The organism is Rhodococcus sp. PSBB066 (assembly GCF_017068255.1).
GTDB lineage: Bacteria > Actinomycetota > Actinomycetes > Mycobacteriales > Mycobacteriaceae > Rhodococcus > Rhodococcus aetherivorans.
Genome location: NZ_CP070859.1, coordinates 2,992,570 through 3,005,320 on the forward strand (window position 1 = coordinate 2,992,570; position 12,751 = coordinate 3,005,320).

The 12,751-nt window shown below is 67.0% G+C and carries 25 protein-coding genes; 24 read left to right on the forward strand and 1 reads right to left on the reverse strand.

The genetic code is table 11. The annotated features are described in order from the left end of the window. The first annotated feature begins 11 nt into the window (after positions 1 to 11). The 19 genes from rpsS to map all read left to right on the forward strand — a co-directional run bounded on the left by rpsS (position 12) and on the right by map (position 9,881). On the forward strand, positions 12 to 293 hold the full coding sequence (rpsS, locus tag JYA75_RS13545) for a 30S ribosomal protein S19 (protein ID WP_003938088.1): 282 nt from the start codon (positions 12 to 14) through the stop codon (positions 291 to 293). Continuing rightward, positions 290 to 715, forward strand: coding sequence for a 50S ribosomal protein L22 (rplV, locus tag JYA75_RS13550; protein ID WP_037201025.1), 426 nt, complete (start codon positions 290 to 292; stop codon positions 713 to 715). Before rpsS ends, rplV begins: the two co-directional genes overlap by 4 nt. After that, a complete protein-coding gene (gene rpsC / locus JYA75_RS13555; RefSeq protein ID WP_003938086.1) occupies positions 715 to 1,512 on the forward strand; it encodes a 30S ribosomal protein S3 in 798 nt (265 codons plus the stop codon). Before rplV ends, rpsC begins: the two co-directional genes overlap by 1 nt. A 3-nt stretch (positions 1,513 to 1,515) precedes the next feature. Further along, on the forward strand, positions 1,516 to 1,932 hold the full coding sequence (rplP, locus tag JYA75_RS13560; protein WP_006947154.1) for a 50S ribosomal protein L16: 417 nt from the start codon (positions 1,516 to 1,518) through the stop codon (positions 1,930 to 1,932). Further along, positions 1,932 to 2,168: a 50S ribosomal protein L29 gene (gene rpmC / locus JYA75_RS13565; protein WP_003938084.1), complete on the forward strand. Its 237-nt coding sequence runs from the start codon at positions 1,932 to 1,934 to the stop codon at positions 2,166 to 2,168. The genes rplP and rpmC overlap by 1 nt, the downstream gene beginning before the upstream one ends. Next, positions 2,165 to 2,449, forward strand: coding sequence for a 30S ribosomal protein S17 (gene rpsQ, locus JYA75_RS13570; protein ID WP_026137932.1), 285 nt, complete (start codon positions 2,165 to 2,167; stop codon positions 2,447 to 2,449). The genes rpmC and rpsQ overlap by 4 nt, the downstream gene beginning before the upstream one ends. Positions 2,450 to 2,655: 206 nt before the next feature. After that, the gene (rplN, locus tag JYA75_RS13575) at positions 2,656 to 3,024 is read left to right on the forward strand and encodes a 50S ribosomal protein L14 (protein WP_006947156.1); all 369 of its coding nucleotides are present in this window, start codon (positions 2,656 to 2,658) and stop codon (positions 3,022 to 3,024) included. Beyond that, positions 3,024 to 3,341 carry a 50S ribosomal protein L24 gene (gene rplX / locus JYA75_RS13580; protein WP_006947157.1) on the forward strand — a complete coding sequence of 106 codons (318 nt, stop codon included), beginning with the start codon at positions 3,024 to 3,026 and terminating at the stop codon, positions 3,339 to 3,341. Before rplN ends, rplX begins: the two co-directional genes overlap by 1 nt. A gap of 1 nt (position 3,342) precedes the next feature. Next, positions 3,343 to 3,909 carry a 50S ribosomal protein L5 gene (rplE, locus tag JYA75_RS13585; RefSeq protein ID WP_006947158.1) on the forward strand — a complete coding sequence of 189 codons (567 nt, stop codon included), beginning with the start codon at positions 3,343 to 3,345 and terminating at the stop codon, positions 3,907 to 3,909. A 4-nt stretch (positions 3,910 to 3,913) separates the two neighbouring features. Next, entirely contained in the window at positions 3,914 to 4,099 is a 186-nt protein-coding gene (locus tag JYA75_RS13590; RefSeq protein WP_006947159.1) for a type Z 30S ribosomal protein S14, read from the forward strand. 178 nt (positions 4,100 to 4,277) lie between these two features. After that, positions 4,278 to 4,676 (forward strand): 30S ribosomal protein S8, encoded by a 399-nt coding sequence (rpsH, locus tag JYA75_RS13595; RefSeq protein WP_017681442.1) that lies wholly within the window; start codon positions 4,278 to 4,280, stop codon positions 4,674 to 4,676. Between the two features lie 14 nt (positions 4,677 to 4,690). After that, entirely contained in the window at positions 4,691 to 5,230 is a 540-nt protein-coding gene (rplF, locus tag JYA75_RS13600) for a 50S ribosomal protein L6 (RefSeq protein ID WP_006947161.1), read from the forward strand. Positions 5,231 to 5,232: 2 nt separating this feature from the next. Continuing rightward, positions 5,233 to 5,640, forward strand: a complete 408-nt coding sequence (rplR, locus tag JYA75_RS13605) for a 50S ribosomal protein L18 (RefSeq protein ID WP_029544906.1) — start codon at positions 5,233 to 5,235, stop codon at positions 5,638 to 5,640. A gap of 31 nt (positions 5,641 to 5,671) precedes the next feature. Then, positions 5,672 to 6,322, forward strand: coding sequence for a 30S ribosomal protein S5 (rpsE, locus tag JYA75_RS13610; protein WP_006947163.1), 651 nt, complete (start codon positions 5,672 to 5,674; stop codon positions 6,320 to 6,322). Then, positions 6,322 to 6,522 (forward strand): 50S ribosomal protein L30, encoded by a 201-nt coding sequence (rpmD, locus tag JYA75_RS13615; RefSeq protein WP_006947165.1) that lies wholly within the window; start codon positions 6,322 to 6,324, stop codon positions 6,520 to 6,522. Before rpsE ends, rpmD begins: the two co-directional genes overlap by 1 nt. Then, positions 6,519 to 6,962: a 50S ribosomal protein L15 gene (rplO, locus tag JYA75_RS13620; protein ID WP_006947166.1), complete on the forward strand. Its 444-nt coding sequence runs from the start codon at positions 6,519 to 6,521 to the stop codon at positions 6,960 to 6,962. The genes rpmD and rplO overlap by 4 nt, the downstream gene beginning before the upstream one ends. Before the next feature lie 247 nt (positions 6,963 to 7,209). After that, the gene (secY, locus tag JYA75_RS13625; RefSeq protein ID WP_165037754.1) at positions 7,210 to 8,523 is read left to right on the forward strand and encodes a preprotein translocase subunit SecY; all 1,314 of its coding nucleotides are present in this window, start codon (positions 7,210 to 7,212) and stop codon (positions 8,521 to 8,523) included. Further along, complete coding sequence (locus JYA75_RS13630) at positions 8,520 to 9,065, forward strand: adenylate kinase (RefSeq protein ID WP_006947168.1); 546 nt, start codon at positions 8,520 to 8,522, stop codon at positions 9,063 to 9,065. Before secY ends, JYA75_RS13630 begins: the two co-directional genes overlap by 4 nt. An 18-nt stretch (positions 9,066 to 9,083) precedes the next feature. Continuing rightward, a complete protein-coding gene (gene map, locus JYA75_RS13635; RefSeq protein WP_006947169.1) occupies positions 9,084 to 9,881 on the forward strand; it encodes a type I methionyl aminopeptidase in 798 nt (265 codons plus the stop codon). An 84-nt stretch (positions 9,882 to 9,965) separates the two neighbouring features. On the opposite strand, the gene dtd is transcribed toward map, so the two are convergent. Beyond that, the gene (dtd, locus tag JYA75_RS13640; RefSeq protein ID WP_006947171.1) at positions 9,966 to 10,403 is read right to left on the reverse strand and encodes a D-aminoacyl-tRNA deacylase; all 438 of its coding nucleotides are present in this window, start codon (positions 10,401 to 10,403) and stop codon (positions 9,966 to 9,968) included. 172 nt (positions 10,404 to 10,575) lie between these two features. Between dtd and infA the strand changes: the two genes are divergently transcribed. The 5 genes from infA to rpsD all read left to right on the forward strand — a co-directional run bounded on the left by infA (position 10,576) and on the right by rpsD (position 12,655). Continuing rightward, positions 10,576 to 10,797 (forward strand): translation initiation factor IF-1, encoded by a 222-nt coding sequence (infA, locus tag JYA75_RS13645; protein ID WP_003886926.1) that lies wholly within the window; start codon positions 10,576 to 10,578, stop codon positions 10,795 to 10,797. A 91-nt stretch (positions 10,798 to 10,888) separates the two neighbouring features. Beyond that, positions 10,889 to 11,002: a 50S ribosomal protein L36 gene (gene rpmJ, locus JYA75_RS13650; protein ID WP_003938068.1), complete on the forward strand. Its 114-nt coding sequence runs from the start codon at positions 10,889 to 10,891 to the stop codon at positions 11,000 to 11,002. A 244-nt stretch (positions 11,003 to 11,246) separates the two neighbouring features. After that, the gene (gene rpsM / locus JYA75_RS13655; RefSeq protein WP_003938067.1) at positions 11,247 to 11,615 is read left to right on the forward strand and encodes a 30S ribosomal protein S13; all 369 of its coding nucleotides are present in this window, start codon (positions 11,247 to 11,249) and stop codon (positions 11,613 to 11,615) included. Further along, positions 11,615 to 12,028: a 30S ribosomal protein S11 gene (rpsK, locus tag JYA75_RS13660; RefSeq protein ID WP_003938066.1), complete on the forward strand. Its 414-nt coding sequence runs from the start codon at positions 11,615 to 11,617 to the stop codon at positions 12,026 to 12,028. Before rpsM ends, rpsK begins: the two co-directional genes overlap by 1 nt. Before the next feature lie 21 nt (positions 12,029 to 12,049). After that, a complete protein-coding gene (gene rpsD / locus JYA75_RS13665; RefSeq protein WP_006947173.1) occupies positions 12,050 to 12,655 on the forward strand; it encodes a 30S ribosomal protein S4 in 606 nt (201 codons plus the stop codon). The last annotated feature ends 96 nt before the right edge of the window (positions 12,656 to 12,751 follow it).

Here is a 12,751-nt window from a genome sequence, read left to right on the forward strand (position 1 = left end):
GGAGTTAGAGAATGCCACGCAGCCTCAAGAAGGGCCCGTTCGTCGACGACCACCTCCTGGCGAAGGTCGATACGCAGAACGAAAAGGGCACCAAGCAGGTCATCAAGACCTGGTCGCGCCGTTCCACCATTCTGCCCGACTTCATCGGTCACACGTTCGCCGTCCACGACGGTCGCAAGCACGTGCCGGTGTTCGTCTCGGAGTCGATGGTCGGCCACAAGCTCGGCGAGTTCGCGCCGACCCGTACGTTCAAGGGCCACATCAAGGACGACCGGAAGAGCAAGCGCCGATGAGCAACGCGAAGAGCTCGGCACAGCTGAGCACCGAAACACCCGCAAACAGCGCTCGGGCTGTTGCGCGCCACGTGCGCGTGACCCCGATGAAGGCGCGCCGCGTCGTCGACATCGTCCGGGGCAAGTCCGTGGACGAGGCTCTGTCGATCCTGAAGTTCGCACCGCAGGCCGCGGCCGAGCCGGTCGCCAAGGTGATCGCGAGCGCCGCCGCGAACGCGCAGAACAACCTCGACCTCGACCCGAGCACGCTTGTCGTCGCGACGGCGTACGTCGACGAGGGCGCGACCCTCAAGCGGTTCCAGCCGCGCGCCCAGGGCCGTGCATTCCGCATCCGCAAGCGGACGAGCCACATCACCGTGATCGTCGAGAGCAAGGCGCCTGCGTCTGCTGGAAACCGTAACCGCCGGAAGGGAGCTCAGTAGTGGGCCAGAAGATCAACCCGCACGGCTTCCGTCTGGGCATCACCACCGACTGGAAGTCGCGCTGGTACGCCGACAAGCAGTACGCGGAGTACGTGAAGGAAGACGTCGCGATCCGCAAGTTCCTGGCCACCGGCCTCGAGCGTGCCGGCATCGCCAAGGTCGAGATCGAGCGCACCCGCGACCGTGTGCGTGTGGACATCCACACCGCGCGTCCGGGCATCGTCATCGGCCGCCGCGGCGCCGAGGCCGATCGCATCCGCGCCGAGCTCGAGAAGCTGACCGGCAAGCAGGTTCAGCTGAACATCCTCGAGGTCAAGAACGCCGAGTCCGAGGCTCAGCTGGTGGCGCAGGGCGTCGCCGAGCAGCTCTCGAACCGCGTCGCGTTCCGTCGCGCCATGCGCAAGGCCATCCAGTCGGCCATGCGCCAGCCCAACGTCAAGGGCATCCGGGTGCAGTGCTCGGGCCGCCTCGGCGGCGCCGAGATGTCCCGCTCGGAGTTCTACCGCGAGGGCCGGGTCCCGCTGCACACGCTGCGCGCGGACATCGACTACGGCCTGTACGAGGCGAAGACCACCTTCGGCCGCATCGGCGTGAAGGTCTGGATCTACAAGGGCGACATCGTCGGTGGCCGTCGTGAGCTGGCCGCTGCGGCCGCCGCCCCGGCCGACCGCCCCCGTCGCGAGCGTCCGAGCCGTCCCCGTCGCTCCGGTGCCTCGGGCACCACCGCGACGAGCACCGACGCCGGCCGCGCCGCCTCCGCCGATGCACCCGCTCCGACCGAGAATCAGGAGGGCTGACGCATGTTGATCCCACGGCGGGTCAAGCACCGCAAGCAGCACCACCCGAGCCGCTCGGGTGCCGCCAAGGGTGGGACCCAGGTGACCTTCGGTGACTACGGCATCCAGGCTCTCGAGCCGGCCTACATCACCAACCGGCAGATCGAGTCCGCTCGTATCGCCATGACCCGGCACATCAAGCGTGGCGGCAAGATCTGGATCAACATCTTCCCGGATCGCCCCCTCACCAAGAAGCCGGCCGAGACCCGCATGGGTTCCGGTAAGGGCTCGCCCGAGTGGTGGGTCGCGAACGTCAAGCCCGGACGGGTGATGTTCGAGATGAGCTACCCGAACGAGGAGATTGCCCGCGAGGCCCTTCGGCGCGCGATGCACAAGCTCCCGTGCAAGTGCAGGATCGTGACGAGGGAGGAGCAGTTCTGATGGCTACCGGAACCCCCGCCACAGAGCTCCGCGAGCTGACCGAGGAAGAGCTGGTCACCAAGCTCCGCGAAGCGAAGGAAGAGCTGTTCAACCTTCGTTTCCAGATGGCCACCGGCCAGCTGGACAACAACCGCCGGCTGCGCGTCGTGCGCAACGAGATCGCTCGCATCTACACGGTGCTGCGTGAGCGCGAGCTCGGCCTGGCCTCCGGCCCGGATGCGGGTGACGCGGCATGAGTGAGGAAAAGGCAGTGACCCAGAAGGAAGAGCGCGCCAGCCGCAAGGTCCGCATCGGCTACGTCGTCTCCGACAAGATGGAGAAGACGATCGTGGTCGAGCTCGAGGACCGGGTGAAGCACCCGCTGTACGGCAAGATCATCCGCCGTACCACCAAGGTGAAGGCGCACGACGAGAACGGCGTGGCCGGCATCGGCGACCGCGTGCAGCTGATGGAGACCCGTCCGCTGTCCGCGACCAAGCGGTGGCGTCTGGTCGAGGTGCTCGAGAAGGCCAAGTAAGGCCTCCTCCACCCCCCGCCGCGGGGGTGACGAAGGGACCCAGTACGATGGTGGGGTTGTCTCGAGCGGCCTGCTTCAGGCAGCGCCGGGACAGCCCCACCTTCGTGGGTACGGACCGTGCACGTCGGGTCGGAAATCCGCCGTGCAGACAGAAAAGGGTGCGCGCACCCGGATCTGTCGAATTCAGCCAGGTCAAGGAGAAGTAAGTGATCCAGCAGGAGTCGCGACTGCGCGTCGCCGACAACACGGGTGCCAAGGAGATTCTCTGCATCCGCGTTCTCGGTGGCTCGTCCCGTCGCTACGCCGGTATCGGTGACATCATCGTCGCCACCGTGAAGGACGCGATCCCCGGTGGCAACGTCAAGCGTGGTGACGTCGTCAAGGCTGTCGTCGTGCGCACCTCCAAGGAGCGCCGCCGGCCGGACGGCTCGTACATCAAGTTCGACGAGAACGCCGCCGTCATCATCAAGGGTGACAACGACCCGCGCGGCACCCGCATCTTCGGCCCCGTCGGCCGTGAGCTGCGCGACAAGCGGTTCATGAAGATCGTCTCGCTCGCTCCGGAGGTGCTGTGATGAAGGTGCACAAGGGCGACACCGTGCTCGTCATCTCGGGCAAGGACAAGGGTGCCAAGGGCAAGGTCATCGCGGCCTACCCGAAGGAGAACCGGGTCCTCGTCGAGGGCGTGAACCGGATCAAGAAGCACACGGCGGTCTCGGCCAACGAGCGCGGCGCCTCCTCCGGGGGCATCGTGACGCAGGAGGCCCCGATCCACGTTTCCAACGTCGCTGTCATCGACTCGGACGGCAACCCCACCCGGGTGGGCTACCGGACCGACGAGGAAACCGGCAAGCGCGTTCGGATTTCCCGGAAGAACGGGAAGGACATCTGACATGACCACCACCGAGAACAAGACCGCACCGCGTCTGAAGACCCGGTACCGCGAGGAGATCCGCGACGCGCTGAACGCGGAGTTCGACTACGCGAACGTCATGCAGATCCCCGGCGTCGTGAAGGTCGTCGTCAACATGGGTGTCGGTGACGCCGCCCGCGACGCGAAGCTGATCAACGGCGCCGTCGCCGACCTGGCCCTGATCACCGGCCAGAAGCCGGAGATCCGCAAGGCTCGCAAGTCGATCGCGCAGTTCAAGCTCCGTGAGGGCATGCCGATCGGTGCGCGCGTCACGCTGCGCGGCGACCGCATGTGGGAGTTCCTGGACCGCCTGGTCTCCATCGCGCTGCCCCGTATCCGGGACTTCCGTGGCCTCAACGGCAACCAGTTCGACGGCAACGGCAACTACACGTTCGGCCTGAACGAGCAGTCGATGTTCCACGAGATCGACGTGGACAAGATCGATCGCCCGCGCGGCATGGACATCACCGTCGTCACGACCGCCACCAACAACGAAGAAGGCCGTGCCCTGCTGAAGCACCTCGGCTTCCCGTTCAAGGAGAACTGAGCCCATGGCTAAGAAGGCACTGGTCAACAAGGCCAACAAGAAGCCGAAGTTCGCGGTGCGCGCCTACACCCGCTGCCAGCGTTGCGGGCGCCCCCACGCGGTGTTCCGCAAGTTCGGTCTCTGCCGCGTCTGCCTCCGTGAGATGGCACACCGCGGTGAGCTTCCCGGAGTTCACAAGAGCTCCTGGTGACGTGAACGGTGGGTGACCGCAGGGTCACCCACCGTCACTACTGTCAGGGGCCGGTCGCATCCGCGTCCGGTCCGCATGAAACCAAGTTCGTCGTAGGCCCACGGCCGGCGCACCGGTGATTCGTCACCACTGCCGGTGTTGCATGGGAACCGCAACGAGAAAGGTGAACAGGTCAGCCATGACCATGACCGACCCCATCGCAGACTTCTTGACGCGTCTGCGCAACGCCAACACGGCGTACCACGACGAGGTGAAGCTTCCCCACTCGAAGATCAAGGCGAACATCGCCGAGATCCTCAAGCGTGAGGGCTACATCGCCGACTTCCGCACCGAGGATGCCGAGGTGGGCAAGACCCTCGTCGTCGACCTCAAGTACGGCCCTTCCCGTGAGCGCAGCCTCGCCGGTGTGCGCCGCGTGTCGAAGCCCGGCCTGCGCGTGTACGCGAAATCAACCAACCTGCCCAAGGTCCTGGGCGGCCTCGGCGTGGCGATCATCTCCACGTCCTCCGGCCTGCTCACCGATCGCCAGGCGGCCAAGCAGGGAGTGGGCGGGGAAGTCCTCGCCTACGTCTGGTAAGGGAGGCCACCACAATGTCGCGTATTGGAAAGCTTCCGGTCACCGTCCCCTCGGGTGTCGAGGTGACCATCGACGGCCAGGACGTCGCAGTGAAGGGCCCCAAGGGCAACCTCTCGCTGACCATCGCCGAGCCGATCACCATCGCCAAGGGTGAGGACGGCGCGCTCAACGTGAGCCGTCCGAACGACGAGCGCCGCAGCCGTGCGCTGCACGGCCTGTCGCGCACCCTCGTGCAGAACCTCATCGACGGTGTCACCCAGGGGTACACCACGAAGATGGAGATCCACGGCGTCGGTTACCGCGTCGCGCTCAAGGGCAAGGACCTCGAGTTCTCGCTCGGCTACAGCCACCCGGTCCCGATCGAGGCCCCCGAGGGCATCACGTTCGCGGTCGAGTCGCCGACGAAGTTCTCGATCTCGGGCATCGACAAGCAGAAGGTCGGCCAGATCGCGGCCAACATCCGCCGGCTGCGCAAGTCCGACCCGTACAAGGGCAAGGGCATCCGCTACGAGGGCGAGCAGGTGCGCCGCAAGGTCGGAAAGACGGGTAAGTGATCATGAGCCAGACCGAGAACCAGAAGGCCAAGCGGATTCCGCTCGGCAAGGACGCGTCCACCCGGCGTCGGCTGTCGAAGCAGCGTCGGCACTTCCGTCTGCGCAAGAAGGTCGCCGGCACCGCCGAGCGTCCCCGTCTCGTCGTGAACCGGTCCTCGCGCCACATCCACGCCCAGCTGGTGGACGACCTGACGGGCACCACCCTGGCGGCGGCCTCGACCGTCGAGCCGGACGTGCGTGCGGTCGAGGGCGACAAGAAGGCGCGCGGCGCCAAGGTCGGTCAGCTGCTCGCCGAGCGTGCCAAGGCTGCCGGCGTGGAGGCCGTGGTCTTCGACCGCGGCGGCCACACCTACAGCGGCCGGATCGCGGCCCTCGCAGACGCGGCTCGCGAAAGCGGGTTGAAGTTCTGATGACCATCTCTTCGAACGGAAGGAACGCCTGATGCCGGGACGTCAGCGGCGTGACGGCGGCAACGGCCCCGCCGGACAGAATGGCCCCAACACCGGGGACCAGCGTGGTGGTCGCGACCGCCGCGATCGTGACTCGCGTGGCGGCGGTGCCGCCGAGAAGTCGAACTACATCGAGCGTGTCGTCTCGATCAACCGTGTGTCGAAGGTCGTCAAGGGCGGCCGTCGCTTCAGCTTCACCGCGCTGGTGATCGTGGGCGACGGCAACGGCCTGGTCGGCGTCGGCTACGGCAAGGCCAAGGAAGTTCCCGCGGCCATCCAGAAGGGTGTCGAGGAAGCGCGCAAGGGCTTCTTCCGCGTCCCGCTCATCGGCTCCACCGTCACCCACCCGGTGCAGGGTGAGGCCGCGGCGGGTGTCGTCATGCTGCGTCCGGCCTCGCCGGGTACCGGTGTGATCGCCGGTGGCGCGGTGCGTGCCGTGCTCGAATGCGCGGGCATCCACGACATCCTGTCGAAGTCGCTCGGTAGCGACAACGCCATCAACGTCGTGCACGCCACCGTGGCCGCCCTCAAGCAGCTGCAGCGCCCCGAGGAAGTCGCGGCTCGCCGCGGTCTGCCCCTCGAGGACGTCGCACCTGCGGGCATGCTGCGCGCCCGGGCACAGGCTGCTGGGAGCGTGAAGTAATGGCAGAGCTGAAGATCACGCAGGTCAAGAGCACCATCGGCGCCAAGTCGAACCAGCGCGACAGCCTGCGCACCCTCGGTCTGCGGAAGATCCGCCAGTCCGTGGTCCGCGAGGACAACGCGCAGAACCGCGGCTTGATCAACGTGGTGCGTCACCTCGTCGTTGTCGAGGAAGTCACTGCTGAGGAGGCCTCCAAGTGACCATCAAGCTGCACCACCTGCGCCCGGCCCCGGGCGCGAAGACGGACAAGACCCGCGTCGGCCGCGGTGAGGGTTCGAAGGGCAAGACCGCCGGTCGCGGTACGAAGGGCACCAAGGCGCGCAAGAACGTCTCGGCGGCCTTCGAGGGTGGCCAGATGCCGCTGCACATGCGGCTGCCGAAGCTCAAGGGCTTCAAGAACGCCTTCCGCACCGAATACCAGGTCGTCAATGTCGGCGACATCGCCCGCCTGTTCCCCGAGGGTGGCCAGGTCGGCGTCGACGAGCTCGTCGCCAAGGGCGCGGTTCGCAAGAACCAGCTCGTGAAGGTCCTCGGCGAGGGCGAGCTCACGGTTGCCGTGCAGGTGACCGCGAACAAGTTCTCCGGTTCCGCCAAGGAGAAGATCGCCGCTGCCGGCGGCACCGCGACCGAACTGGCCTGACCGGTTCGCTCGTGCGTGACGCACAGCTCGAGAACGGCCGCACTGCAGCACGTCCCGCAGTGCGGCCGTTCGGCGTTCGCACCCCACCGCGTGCCGCGCGGCGGAGCACATCCGCCGCGCGTGCGAGCCGCCCCGACCCGGCGCCACGGCACCGGTCCGGGGCGCGCTGCTAGAGTTCAAGAGTTGTCGACCGTCGGACCCCGCGCGTCGATCCACAGTCTCCCGTTTCGCCCTGCCAGGAGGATCTTTGCTTTCCGCCTTCGTCTCGGCCCTCAGGACCCCGGACCTGAGGCGGAAGATCCTCGTCGCGCTCGGGTTGGTGGCCCTGTACCGCCTCGGCGCGACGTTGCCGTCTCCGGGCGTCGACTACGGCAATGTGCGCGCCTGCATCGATCAGCTCAGCGGCGGCGACTCCGCCGGGATCTACTCGCTGATCAATCTGTTCTCCGGTGGCGCGCTGCTACAGCTGTCGGTGTTCGCGATCGGCATCATGCCGTTCATCACCGCGAGCATCATCGTCCAGCTGCTGACGGTGGTCATTCCACGATTCGAGGAACTCCGCAAGGAGGGCCAGGCCGGCCAGGCCAAGATGACGCAGTACACGCGGTACCTCGCGGTGGCGCTCGCCGTGCTGCAGTCCACCGGCATCGTCGCCCTCGCGGCCCGTGGTCAGCTGCTGCAGGGCTGTACCGAACCGATCCTGGCCGACGACAGCATCTTCGGCATGGTCGTGATCGTGCTGGTCATGACGGCCGGTGCGGCACTCGTCATGTGGTTCGGTGAGCTCATCACCGAGCGCGGCGTCGGCAACGGCATGTCGATCCTGATCTTCGCCGGCATCGCCTCGCGGCTGCCGTCCGAGGGCCGCACCATCCTCGAGTCCCGCGGTGGCCTGGTCTTCGCCATCGTCCTCGTCGTCGCGCTGGTGGTCATCACCGGCGTGGTGTTCGTCGAGCAGGGCCAGCGCCGGATCCCGGTGCAGTACGCCAAGCGCATGGTGGGCCGGCGCATGTACGGCGGTTCCTCGACCTACCTGCCCCTGAAGGTCAACCAGGCCGGCATCATCCCGGTGATCTTCGCGTCGTCGTTGCTGTACCTGCCGAACCTCATCGCCCAGCTGACCGGAGCCACCTCGGCCACCGACCCGAGCTGGTGGCAGCGGATCATCAACGAATACCTGGTGAATCCGAACAACCCCGTTTACATCGCGATCTACTTCTCGCTGATCGTCTTCTTCGTCTTCTTCTACGTCGCCATCACCTTCAACCCGGAGGAACGGGCCGACGAGATGAAGAAGTACGGCGGATTCATCCCCGGCATCCGGCCGGGACGCCCCACTGCCGAGTACCTCAGCTACGTCCTCAACCGCATCACGGTTCCAGGTTCGCTGTACCTGGGTCTCATCGCGACGCTGCCCAACTTCTTCCTCTCGGGCAGCCAGACCGCCACCAGCATCTTCGGCGGCGCCGCGGTGCTCATTCTCGTCAGTGTCGCGCTGGACACTGTCAAGCAGATCGAAAGTCAACTCATGCAGCGCAACTACGAAGGGTTCCTCAAGTGAGACTTGTACTCCTCGGTCCGCCCGGTGCCGGCAAGGGCACGCAGGCCGCCATCCTGTCGGAGAAGCTCGGCGTCCCCGCAATCTCCACCGGAGATCTGTTCCGGGCCAACATCGGGCAGGGCACCCCGCTCGGCCTCGAAGCCAAGAAGTACATCGACGCCGGGGAGCTCGTGCCCGCCGAGATCACCAACAACATGGTGCGCGCCCGCCTCGCCGAGCCCGACGCCGCCAACGGCTTCCTGCTCGACGGCTTCCCCCGCAGCGTGGAGCAGGCCCGCGAACTCGAGGCCATCCTGAAGGATCTCGACACCCAACTCGACGGGGTCCTGTCCTTCGACATCGACGAGGACGTGGTGGTGGAGCGGATGCTCGCCCGCGGCCGCGCCGACGACACCGAGGACGTCATCCGCAACCGGCTCCGGGTCTACCGCGAGGAGACCGCGCCGCTGCTCGACTACTACGCCGATTCGCTCGTCACGGTCGACGCCGTCGGCGAGGTCGACGAGATCAACGCGCGCGCCCTCGCGGCCCTCGGCAAGTAAGGACGCAGGAGCAAGAAGATGGGTTTCGGGCGCAAGCGCAAGGTGGTTCCGTTCCGCACCGCCGGCGAACTCGATGCGATGGCGGCGGCGGGTGCCGTCGTCGGCGCCGCTCTCGTGGCGGTACGGAAGGCGGCGAAGCCGGGCGTGAGCACCCTGGAACTGGACCAGGTGGCGGAGGCGGTCATCCGCGACGCGGGGGCCGTCCCCTCCTTCCTGGGCTACCACGGGTTCACCGGCTCGATCTGTTCGTCGGTGAACGACCGCGTGGTGCACGGCATCCCCTCGGCGACGGAGATCCTCGCCGAGGGCGATCTCGTGTCGATCGACTGCGGCGCGATTCTCGACGGCTGGCACGGCGACTCGGCGTGGACCTTCGGAGTCGGTGAGCTCTCCGCCGCCGACGCCGACCTCAGCGATGCGACGCGGCTGTCGATGGAGGCGGGGATAGCGGCGATGCTGCCGGACAACCGGCTCACCGACGTCTCGCACGCCATCGAGCTGGGTACCCGCGCCGCGGAGTCGGCGCACGGCCGGAGCTACGGCATCGTCGACGGCTACGGCGGCCACGCCATCGGCCGCGAGATGCACATGGACCCGTTCCTGCCGAACGAGGGCGCGCCCGGCAAGGGCCCCCGTCTCGTGGTGGGATCGGTGCTCGCCATCGAGCCGATGCTGACCCTCGGCACCTACGAGACCGAGGTGCTCGGCGACAAGTGGACCGTCGTCACGACCGACGGCAGCCGCGCCGCGCACTGGGAGCACACCGTCGCGGTGACCGAGGACGGTCCGCGCATCCTGACCCCGCGCCCGGAGTAGCGGCGGTGGCGGCGAGCGAATGTATCGCTCGCTGCCGTGAAGGAGCTGAACGATACATTCGCTCGGGCCGCGGGCGCCGCCGGTTCACGCCTCGAGCAGGAGGGTGACCGGGCCGTCGTTCACCAGGCTCACCTCCATGTGCTCCCCGAAGACGCCGGTCTGCACGTCGGCGCCCAGGCCGCGCAGCGCCGTCGTGAACTCGTCCACCAGGGGCTCGGCCACCGCGCGTGGCGCGGCCGCCGACCACGACGGACGGCGGCTCCTGCGGGTGTCGGCCATGAGCGTGAACTGGCTGACGACGAGGATCGGTGCGGCCAGATCGGACGCGGACTTCTCGTCCTCGAGGATCCGCAACGTCCACACCTTCCGGGCGAGCGTGGCGGCCTTCGCCGCGTCGTCGTCGTGGGTCACGCCGACGAGCACGAGCAGCCCGTGACCGCCGGCCCGGGGCGAGATGCGGGCGACCTCGCGCCCGTCGACCGCGACCGCGGCACCCGTCACCCGCTGAACCAACGCCCGCACGGCTGTCCTCCTCGCATCTCGGCATTTGGCCCCGGTGGGAAAGTTCCCGTAACATAGATCGATGGTGCGCCCTGCGCGCCGGCCCGCGGTTGTCCGCAGGCCGGTCACGTCGAGCGTCACGGTAACGGAAACCGATGCAACCACACGCCGAACAACACGGATCGCGGAGGATATGGCCAAGAAAGACGGAGCCATCGAGGTCGAGGGTCGCGTGATCGAGCCGCTGCCCAATGCGATGTTTCGCATTGAGCTCGAGAACGGTCACAAGGTCCTGGCTCACATCAGCGGCAAGATGCGTCAGCACTACATTCGCATCCTGCCCGAGGACCGGGTTGTCGTGGAGCTCTCGCCCTACGACCTGTCGCGTGGGCGCATCGTCTACCGCTACAAGTAAGAGCTTCCCCGGCCGCACGGTCGGGGAGAACCATGTCTGCGGCATGCCTCGTGCTCTGCCGCAGGCGTACACACAGGAGATCAGACGCACCGTGAAGGTTCAGCCGAGCGTCAAGAAGATCTGCGAGAAGTGCAAGGTGATCCGCCGTAACGGCCGGGTCATGGTGATCTGCGAGAACCTGCGCCACAAGCAGCGCCAGGGCTAGACCACCCGCTCTTCGAAAGATCGGCTTGGCAACAAGCTAGAGAAGACCTTCCAGCACCAGTCGTTCGGTCACGATTCCCGATTCGTCGGGGAGCCGCGCGATACACCCCCGGTTCGGAGGCCGGGGCCCCACTGTGTTTCGGACTACCGGCGTTCCGGCTTCGGCCGGGCCGCGGGACCACACAGTTTCACGACGCAGGGGACGGGCTGGGAGCAGACCTCCGCACACCGAATAGGAATGCCACATGGCACGTCTCGCAGGTGTCGATCTTCCCCGCGAAAAGCGGATGGAGATCGCACTGACCTACATCTACGGCATCGGCCGTACCCGCTCGAAGGAGATCCTCGAGGCCACCGGCGTGAGCCCGGATCTGCGCAGCAAGGACCTCTCCGACGAGGATCTCGCCAAGCTGCGCGAGTTCATCGAGGAGACCTACAAGGTCGAGGGTGACCTCCGTCGCGAGGTCCAGGCGGACATCCGTCGCAAGATCGAGATCGGCTGCTACCAGGGCCTGCGACACCGTCGTGGTCTGCCCGTGCGTGGACAGCGCACCAAGACCAACGCCCGCACCCGCAAGGGTCCGAAGCGCACCGTCGCAGGAAAGAAGAAGTAATGCCTCCCAAGTCACGCAGCACCGGTCCGAAGAAGACCCAGAAGGCGCGCCGCAGGGACAAGAAGAACGTCCCGCACGGTGCCGCTCACATCAAGAGCACCTTCAACAACACGATCGTGTCCATCACGGACCCGAACGGCAACGTCATCTCCTGGGCGTCCTCCGGCCACGTCGGCTTCAAGGGTTCGCGCAAGTCGACCCCGTTCGCCGCGCAGCTCGCCGCCGAGAACGCTGCCCGCAAGGCGCAGGAGCACGGTGTCAAGAAGGTCGACGTCTTCGTGAAGGGCCCGGGCTCGGGCCGCGAGACGGCGATCCGCTCCCTCCAGGCCGCGGGCCTCGAGGTCGGCACCATCTCCGACGTCACCCCCCAGCCGCACAACGGCTGCCGTCCGCCCAAGCGGCGTCGCGTCTAACGGGAAAGGAAGGTTTGAATCATGGCTCGCTATACCGGTCCCGTTACCCGTAAGTCGCGTCGTCTGCGCGTCGACCTCGTCGGAGGCGACCAGGCGTTCGAGCGTCGCCCCTACCCGCCCGGCCAGCACGGCCGCGCGCGGATCAAGGAGAGCGAATACCTGCTCCAGCTGCAGGAGAAGCAGAAGGCCCGCTTCTCCTACGGCGTGATGGAGAAGCAGTTCCGTCGTTACTACGAGGAGGCCGCCGGCCGGCCCGGCAAGACCGGTGAGGTCCTGCTGGTCATCCTCGAGTCGCGTCTGGACAACGTCGTCTACCGTGCCGGTCTCGCCCGGACCCGCCGTCAGGCCCGCCAGCTGGTGAGCCACGGCCACTTCCTGGTGAACGGCAAGAAGGTCGACATCCCGAGCTACCGCGTCTCGCAGTACGACATCATCGACGTCCGCGAGAAGTCGCTGGGCACGCTGCCCTTCCAGGTGGCCCGTGAGACCCAGGGTGACCGCCCGATCCCGGGTTGGCTGCAGGTCGTCGGCCCGCGTCTGCGGGTGCTGGTCCACCAGCTCCCCGAGCGCGCGCAGATCGACATCCCGCTGCAGGAACAGCTGATCGTCGAGTACTACTCGAAGTAAGGCGCTTCGCGCCGTGGTGTCCTTCCGGTCCTCCCGAGGTCCGGGGGGACACCGCACCCCGACCAGGGCGTCATATGGCGGACGCCCACAAGGAGG

What these genes read in the sequence shown, in the direction of transcription:
- rpsK (WP_003938066.1), top strand. Translation starts at nt 11,615, where the DNA reads ATGCCTCCCAAGTCACGCAGCACCGGTCCGAAGAAGACCCAGAAGGCG.
- map (WP_006947169.1), top strand. Translation starts at nt 9,084, where the DNA reads ATGGGTTTCGGGCGCAAGCGCAAGGTGGTTCCGTTCCGCACCGCCGGC.
- rplF (WP_006947161.1), top strand. Translation starts at nt 4,691, where the DNA reads ATGTCGCGTATTGGAAAGCTTCCGGTCACCGTCCCCTCGGGTGTCGAG.
- JYA75_RS13590 (WP_006947159.1), top strand. Translation starts at nt 3,914, where the DNA reads ATGGCTAAGAAGGCACTGGTCAACAAGGCCAACAAGAAGCCGAAGTTC.
- rpmC (WP_003938084.1), top strand. Translation starts at nt 1,932, where the DNA reads ATGGCTACCGGAACCCCCGCCACAGAGCTCCGCGAGCTGACCGAGGAA.
- rpsH (WP_017681442.1), top strand. Translation starts at nt 4,278, where the DNA reads ATGACCATGACCGACCCCATCGCAGACTTCTTGACGCGTCTGCGCAAC.
- rplE (WP_006947158.1), top strand. Translation starts at nt 3,343, where the DNA reads ATGACCACCACCGAGAACAAGACCGCACCGCGTCTGAAGACCCGGTAC.
- infA (WP_003886926.1), top strand. Translation starts at nt 10,576, where the DNA reads ATGGCCAAGAAAGACGGAGCCATCGAGGTCGAGGGTCGCGTGATCGAG.
- rplV (WP_037201025.1), top strand. Translation starts at nt 290, where the DNA reads ATGAGCAACGCGAAGAGCTCGGCACAGCTGAGCACCGAAACACCCGCA.
- rpsD (WP_006947173.1), top strand. Translation starts at nt 12,050, where the DNA reads ATGGCTCGCTATACCGGTCCCGTTACCCGTAAGTCGCGTCGTCTGCGC.
- rpsE (WP_006947163.1), top strand. Translation starts at nt 5,672, where the DNA reads ATGCCGGGACGTCAGCGGCGTGACGGCGGCAACGGCCCCGCCGGACAG.
- rpmD (WP_006947165.1), top strand. Translation starts at nt 6,322, where the DNA reads ATGGCAGAGCTGAAGATCACGCAGGTCAAGAGCACCATCGGCGCCAAG.
- rplX (WP_006947157.1), top strand. Translation starts at nt 3,024, where the DNA reads ATGAAGGTGCACAAGGGCGACACCGTGCTCGTCATCTCGGGCAAGGAC.
- rpsS (WP_003938088.1), top strand. Translation starts at nt 12, where the DNA reads ATGCCACGCAGCCTCAAGAAGGGCCCGTTCGTCGACGACCACCTCCTG.
- rplP (WP_006947154.1), top strand. Translation starts at nt 1,516, where the DNA reads ATGTTGATCCCACGGCGGGTCAAGCACCGCAAGCAGCACCACCCGAGC.
- rpsM (WP_003938067.1), top strand. Translation starts at nt 11,247, where the DNA reads ATGGCACGTCTCGCAGGTGTCGATCTTCCCCGCGAAAAGCGGATGGAG.
- rpsQ (WP_026137932.1), top strand. Translation starts at nt 2,165, where the DNA reads ATGAGTGAGGAAAAGGCAGTGACCCAGAAGGAAGAGCGCGCCAGCCGC.
- rplR (WP_029544906.1), top strand. Translation starts at nt 5,233, where the DNA reads ATGAGCCAGACCGAGAACCAGAAGGCCAAGCGGATTCCGCTCGGCAAG.